This is a genomic window from Candidatus Omnitrophota bacterium (genome assembly GCA_040755155.1).
In the GTDB taxonomy this organism is placed as follows: Bacteria; Hinthialibacterota; Hinthialibacteria; order Hinthialibacterales; family Hinthialibacteraceae; genus JBFMBP01.
Window position 1 is genome coordinate 21,375 of record JBFMBP010000037.1, and the last position, 7,983, is coordinate 29,357.

1 protein-coding gene is annotated in these 7,983 nt (G+C 53.1%); it reads left to right on the forward strand.

The annotated features are described in order from the left end of the window. Window positions 1-84 precede the first annotated feature (84 nt). On the forward strand, window positions 85-7,956 hold the full coding sequence (locus AB1656_04485) for an amino acid adenylation domain-containing protein (protein ID MEW6234622.1): 7,872 nt from the start codon (window positions 85-87) through the stop codon (window positions 7,954-7,956). The last annotated feature ends 27 nt before the right edge of the window (window positions 7,957-7,983 follow it).

A 7,983-nucleotide genomic window follows, 5' to 3' on the forward strand; every position in this document is an offset into this window, starting at 1 on the left:
TTTGGGGCCGGAAAAACGCAAATTCATAATAATCAATTGTTGTTTTTCAGAATGAACTGGCGCCAATTACATGTTGGGAAAACCATGAAGGAAATCGATAAAGGATTAGGCGATCTTTCTTCGTCCGAAAAACGAGCGATTTTAGCCCAGCTGCTGCGCAAAAAAGCCAAGACGGCTTCATCGCATTCCCTCACGCCAGGCCAAGAAGCGCTATGGCTATTGCATCAAAGCGCCCCGGAAAGCGCCGCTTATAACGCCGCCTACGCCATACGCATCCGTTCCCCAATCGATGATTCCGCTCTTCGCGGCGCATTTCAATGCTTGCTTTCCCGCCACGATTCTCTGCATTCCACATTTTTTCTTCAGGAAGGAACTCCCGTTCGAATCATTCGGGAACGGCAGGAATTGTTCTTCGAACCAATCGACGTCTCCGGCTGGACGCAGGAACAACTTATCGCGCAGGTTGCGGAGCATTATCAGCAGCCATTCGATTTGGAGCGGGGACCGTTGATGCGCGTCCATTTATTCACGCGCTCAGACCAGGATCATATTCTTTTGCTGGTCATCCATCACATTGCCTGCGACGCCTGGTCGATATGGATTCTTATGCACGAGTTCCGCCAACTCTATCCAGTTTTGCGTTCGGGCAAGAAAGCTGCGCTGCCTCCGTTGGAACGAAACTACGCGGATTTCGTTCAATGGCAGAAAGAGATGACTGATGGACCGGAAGGCGAACGCCAGTGGAATTACTGGAAAAAGCAATTGGCGGGCGAGATTCCGCCGTTGAATTTGCCGACGGATCGGCCTTATTCTCCAACGCCGAATTATGAAGGCGCGACTCATGCTTTTCGGTTATCCGCGGATATCGTTCATCGGCTGTATGAATTAGCTAAAAGCCAAGGGGCGACGCTCTACATGATTCTCCTGGCGGCCTTTCAAGTCTTGCTTCATCGTTATACGGATCAAGACGACATCACCATTGGCTCGCCCGCCAGCGGCCGCAGTCAGCCGGATTTCTCTGGAATCGTGGGATATTTCGTCAATCCCGTTGTTTTACGGGCGAATCTTTCCGGCGATCCTTCCTTCGGGGATTTTCTCAGCCAGACGCGGCGAATCGTTTTGGACGCCCTAGCCCATCAGGATTACTCCTTTCCCAAGATCGTGGAGCGTCTCCATCCCCAACGCGACGCCAGCCATACGCCTATATTTCAAACCATGTTCATTATGCAAAAGCCGCCGCAATCCAGCGAATTCGCCCAACTGCTGACTCCGGGAGAGGCTTGCGTGAATTGGGGCGGCCTTGATTTGCAGCCTTTCGAATTGGCGCAGATGGAGGGTCAATTCGATCTTACGTTGGAAATTCTGGAAAAAGCGGAGATGCGAGAAGCCTTATTCGGCGCCATCAAATATAAAACCGTCTTATTTGACGATTCTACAATTCAGCGCTTGGAAAGGCATTTTCAAAACCTGCTGCGGGAAATCGCCGATCATCCAAAAGCCCGCCTTTCCGAACTGCCGATTCTGACGGAGACGGAAAAAAACAAACTTATCGAATGGAATCATACGCGGAAAGACTATGCGCTGGATCGATGCCTGCATGATTGGGTGGAAGATCAAGCGGCGCGTACTCCAGACGCGGCGGCCGTGATTCTTCTCTCCACCAACGAAATTCTCACTTATGCGCAATTGAACGCCTGCGCCAATCGATTGGCGCATTATCTCCGATCGCTGGGCGTTGGCGCGGAAGCGCTCGTGGGAATCTGCGCCGAACGGTCGCTGGATATGGTCGTAGGGCTTTTAGGCATTCTCAAAGCGGGAGGCGCTTACGTTCCGCTCGATCCCGGCTATCCGGCGGATCGCCTGGCTTTCATGATGAGCGATTGCCAGGCGGCGATCTTATTGAAACAGAAATCGATATCGGCCGAATGGATTCCCGACGGAACGCGAATTGTCCATTTGGATGGCGACGAGGAAGGTTTATCCCATTTTCCCATAGCTAATCCCAGTCATCATACTGTACCGGAAAATCTTGCTTACGTCATATACACTTCCGGCTCAACGGGAAAACCGAAAGGCGCGAAGAATACTCATAAAGGCGTCTGCAATCGGCTGCTATGGATGCAGGAGGCCTATCCTCTCGACGCCACCGACCGCGTTCTGCAAAAGACGCCTTTCAGTTTCGACGTTTCCGTCTGGGAATTTTTCTGGCCTCTCATGACAGGCGCAGGTCTGGTTATGGCTAAGCCGGGCGGACATCAAGACAATGGTTATATTGCCAATATTATACGAGAACAAAAAATTACTACGCTGCATTTCGTCCCTTCCATGCTGCGCGCTTTTTTGGAGCAGCCGAATTTGGAAAACTGCCATTCCTTGCGGCGCGTACTATGCAGCGGCGAAGCGCTGCCTTCCGAATTGGTAAATCTCTTTTATGAAAAACTGCCTTGCGAACTGCACAACTTATACGGCCCTACGGAAGCGGCCATCGATGTCGCATACTATCATTGCCAAAAGAAATGCCGCCAGCGGACGGCGCCTATTGGCCAACCCATCGCCCATACGCAAATCCATATTCTCGATCGCCGACTGCGGCCCGTTCCCATCGGCGTCTCCGGCGAACTGCATATCGGCGGCGTTGGATTGGCGAGAGGGTATTTGAATCGGCCCGATATGACGGCGGAAAAATTCATTCCCGATCCTTTCAGTGAAGAACCAGGCGCAAGACTTTACAAAACCGGCGATTTGACGCGCCGCCTCGCCGATGGAAACATCGAATATCTGGATCGCCTAGATCATCAAGTTAAAATCCGCGGCTTCCGCATCGAAATTGGAGAAATCGAAAGCGTACTTAAGCAATATGATTCTATTCAAGACGCCATCGCCGCTGTACGAACCGAACGTCCTAACGATCCCTATCTCGCCGCCTATTTTGTTTCTCGCGAAACGTTGACCTCCACCGAATTGCGGCGTTTTCTTAAAGAACGTCTGCCCGATTACATGATCCCTTCCGCATTTGTTCCATTGAAAATAATCCCGTTGACGCCCAACGGCAAAGCAGATCGCCGAGCTCTGCCCGCGCCCGAATCGCCGCACGCAGACCAGGCGGCGAATAGCGTCAAACCGCATAGCGAGATGGAACAACTCATCGCCTCGATTTGGCAAAAGCTGCTCCATATCGAAAGCGCGGGCGTGCATGACAATTTTTTCGACATAGGCGGGCATTCTATTCTATTGGGCCAAGTATTGAACGAATTGCAGAAAAAAATTGGGCGCTCGCTGTCGATGGTGGAGATGTTTCAATACCCCACAATTTATTCCTTGGCGAAGCATCTATCTCCTCAAGAATATCCCATCGCTTCCATTATAAAAACTACCCGCGAGCAAAACCAAGACAGCGATATCGCCATCGTCGGACTTTCCTGCCGCTATCCCGGCGCGAAAACCATCGAGGAATTTTGGCGCAATTTGCGCGAGGGCGTAGAATCCATTTCCTTTTTCAGCGACGAGGAACTGCTGTCTTCGGGCGTCGAACCGGAAATTTTTCGGAATCCCAACTATGTTCGCGCCAGCGGCGTCTTGGAAGATATCGAACAATTCGACGCCGCGTTCTTCGGCTATACGCCGCGCGAAGCGGAAATCCTGGACGTTCAGCATCGCCTTTTTTTGGAATGCGCTTGGGAAGCGTTGGAAGATTGCGGCTGCGATCCCGGCGTTTTTCCCGGCGCCATCGGCGTTTACGCCGGAGCGGGGTTGAATACTTACCTATTAAACAATCTCTATCCTCACCGCGAATTGATCCAATCTTTGGGCGGTTATCAACTCATGATCGCCAACGATAAGGACTACCTCGCCGCCCGCGTCTCCTACAAATTAAACCTTAAGGGACCGAGCGTAACGATTCAAACCACTTGCTCCACCTCGCTGGCCGCCGTCCATTTCGCTTGCCAGGCGCTGCGAAATAGCGAGTGCGATATGGCGCTGGCGGGCGGCGTTTCTGTGCGAACGCCGCATAGAACGGGCTATATGCATCAGGAGGGCATGATTCTTTCTCCCGATGGCCATTGCCGCGCTTTCGACGCCCAGGCGCAAGGAACCGTCGGCGGCAACGGCGCCGGAATCGCGGCCTTGAAGCGCTTGGAAGACGCCCTAGCGGACGGCGACCGCATCTACGCCGTCATTAAAGGATCAGTAGTCAATAACGACGGAGCGTTGAAAGCAGGCTTTACCGCTCCAAGCGTTGACGGTCAAGCGGCGGCGATTCGCGCCGCCTTGCAAGACGCCGGAATCGAGGCTGAATCCATCGGTTATATCGAAACTCATGGAACCGGTACCATTCTAGGCGATCCCATCGAAATCGCGGCGCTGCGGCAAGCTTTTGACGCGACGGATTCCCGCAAATGTTTTTGCGCCATCGGTTCGGTTAAAACCAATATCGGGCATTTGGATTGCGCCGCCGGAATTGCAGGACTGACGAAAGCGGCGCTGGCGCTGCATCGCCGGGAGATTCCGCCCAGCTTGCATTTTCATCAGCCCAATCCCCAGATCGATTTCAACAATTGCCCCTTTTATGTCAATACGCAATTATCGCCCTGGGAAGAGGGGCCAACGCCTCGCCGCGCCGGCGTCAGTTCCTTCGGCATCGGCGGGACTAACGTCCACGCCATACTCAAAGAAGCGCCGGAGCCTGCACACGCCAGTCCTTCCCGGCCTTATCATCTTTTATTGCTTTCGGCGAAAACCGAGTCCGCCCTCAGCGCCTCTTCGTCCAATCTGGCCGAGCATTTCGCAGCGCATCCCGAGATCAACATCGCCGATGCGGCCTATACATTGGCATGCGGGCGCAAGACGTTCGCGCATCGGCGGATTGCAGTTTGCTCGTCGGCGCAAGAGGCCGCCGATGCTCTGCGCCAAGATGGATCGAAACAGGTTTTTACATCAACAAAGGAAGCGAAAGAACGTCCCGTCGTCTTTATGTTTTCCGGCCAGGGTTCGCAATACGTCAATATGGCGGCGGAAGTATATCGTTGCGAACCAACATTTCGGGAGCGATTGGATCAATGCGCGGAAATCCTGCGTCCGCAGCTGCATCTCGATCTGCGCGATATTCTTTATCCTAAAAAAAATCCAAACGAGGCGGCGGAGCGCTTGCGGCAAACCGCTATCGCTCAACCCGCTCTCTTCGCGTTGGAATACGCTTTAGCGGAATTGTGGATGTCTTGGGGCGTGAAGCCGAAAGCCGCCATCGGCCATAGCCTCGGCGAATACGCCGCCGCCTGGCTGGCGGGAGTTTTTTCGCTGGAAGACGCTTTGGCTTTGACGGCGGAACGCGGGCGGATGATGCAGGAGCAACCCGGCGGCGCCATGTTAGCAGTTTCACTGCCGGAAAAGGAACTCCAACCTCACCTAAACGGCGATGTCGCCTTGGCCGCCGTTAATGCGCCCAATCTTTGCGTTTTATCCGGTCCCGCCGAGGCGATGGCGGCCTTGCGCATCCGTCTGGAAAAAATCAATGCGCCCTGCCAACCGCTGAATACGTCTCACGCTTTTCACTCGAAAATGATGGATCCCATTCTTGACCGCTTTGCTTTACGCTTTGGATCTATCGCTGTCAATTCGCCGCGAATGCCTTATCTTTCCAATGTCACCGGCCAGTGGATTACGGCGCCGGAGGCGGCGAGTCCGAAGTATTGGAGCCAGCATCTGCGGCGGACAGTGCGTTTTTCCAGCGGCTTGTCCACGCTTTTGCAAGAGCCGGATGTTGCGCTGTTGGAAATCGGGCCGGGAAGAACCTTGGCGTCACTGGCTTTGCGCCATCCGGATTCGAGCGGCGCGCGCGTCATATTAAGTTCGCTGCCGCATCATATAGACCGTCAATCCGACGAGGCGTTCTTGATGACGACGGCAGGACGCTTATGGTTGTCGGGCGTTGCCTTCGATGGGCGAGGTTTTTACCGCAATGAAAAACGGCGCGTCGTTTCTTTGCCATTCTATCCATTCGAACGCCAGCGATACTGGATCGATCCTCCCGCTTTGCAGGAAAATAAGAAACAAGAGTCAATGACTATCCTTGAAAAAAAACCTGATATAGCGGACTGGTTCTATCTTCCATCTTGGAAGCAAACCTTAGCGCCCGAATCTTGCAATTGCGCCCATCAACGGCTTTTGCTTTTCACCGATGAAAATACTATTATGGAATTATTGATAAAACGCTTGCAGGCAAAGGGAGCGGAGGTCATTCGCATAAAAAGCGGAAACAGATTCAACAAGAGCGCCGATGGCGGTTATATTCTCAATCCCGATGTTTGCGGCGATTATGTCGCATTGCTGGACGACCTGATTCGACAGGATATCTTTCCCGATAAAATCGTTCACGCATGGTTAGTGGATAGCGACAAAACCGAAAAAGATTTTTTAAAACTGGGTTTTTATAGTTTGATTTATTTGGCGCAAGCCTTAGGAGAATTAGATATAGATCGGGATATGGAAATCGCCGTTCTCTCCAACAATATGCACGAAATAGGCGGCGAAAGCGCCATTTATCCGCAGAAAGCGGCGGCGCTTGGGCCGGTGAAAGTCATTCCCCAAGAATATCCCCGCATCCGATGCCGCAGCGTGGATATGCTTCTTCCCTCATCCGGCGATTGGCGCGAGAAAGAACTCGCCGATCGAATCGCCGCCGAAATTATTTCCAATTCCAATGATCGAATCGCCGCCTATAGAAACCATCATCGGTGGATTGCTTCTTACGAACCAGTGCACCTACCCGCCGTTGAAGGCAAAACGCGGCTGCGGCATGAAGGCGTCTATCTCATTACCGGCGGACTGGGCGGCTTGGGACTTGCGATAGCGGAACATTTGGCGACTACGCAACAAGCCAAGTTGATCCTGATAGGACGCTCGGAGTTTCCATCTCGGGAAACATGGCGCCAATGGCTGGCGGAGCATAACGAGAACGATGGGATCAGCCGAAAAATCCGGCGACTGCAAACTATGGAAGATGTGGGAGCGAAAATTCTTATTCTCCGCGCCGATGCAGGCAATGCGCAACAAATGGCGGAAGCCATTAGACAGGCGAAGGCCGCATTCGGTCCTATTCACGGCGTCTTTCACGCCGCTGGCGTCCCCTCGGGCGGAATGATCCAACGCCGGACGCGGGAAGCGATGGCCAAAGTTCTGGCGCCTAAAATAGAAGGAACGGCGATTCTGGCCGATCTATTCAAAAACGACGATTTGGATTTTCTCGTCCTCTTCTCGTCGGTAACGGCGATCTTGGAAGAATTCGGCCAAGCGGATTACTGCGCAGCGAACGCCTTCATGGACGCCTTCGCCAGCCAATTTCCTCACGCCGTTTCCATTAACTGGGATACTTGGCGGGAGGCGGGTATGGCGCAAAACGCTTTCCTGCCCCAGGAACTGCGCGCCGCCCACGCCGAGCGATTAAAAATGGGGATATTTCCTCATGAAGGCATCGACGCCTTGGATCGCATCCTCGCCAGCGGCCTGCCGCGCGCTATCGTTTCCACCTGCGATTTTGAAAGCCGGATGAGACAGTACTATTCCGCTGCGATTAAGGAGAAAGCCGTCATAACGTCAGCCCATGCGCGGCCTTCCATGAGCCAACCTTATGCGCCGCCGGGAAACGAAATCGAGCAAACGCTATGCGGCATTTGGAAAGAATTGTTGGGCATCGACGGCGTGGGCGTTCATGACGATTTTTTCGAATTGGGCGGACATTCCTTACTGGCCAGTCAAGCCCTCTCGCGGATGCGCCAAGCTTTTGGAGTCCGCATCCCCTTGAATGTATTTTTTACCCATCCCACCATCGCTCAACTGTCGCAACAAATAATCGTTCAACAAGCCGAGCAGATGGATTCCGATATTCTGGAACAAATTCTCAGCGAAGTTGAAGAAACTCCGGTTGACCCAATCAAGCAACAGGCATTGGCAGATGAATAAGGTTATGAGGTTTCGGAGGGTTATTTC

Bases quoted from the DNA above. Each gene is read 5' to 3' on its own strand.
- AB1656_04485 (MEW6234622.1), top strand. From the start codon at position 85: ATGAAGGAAATCGATAAAGGATTAGGCGATCTTTCTTCGTCCGAAAAA.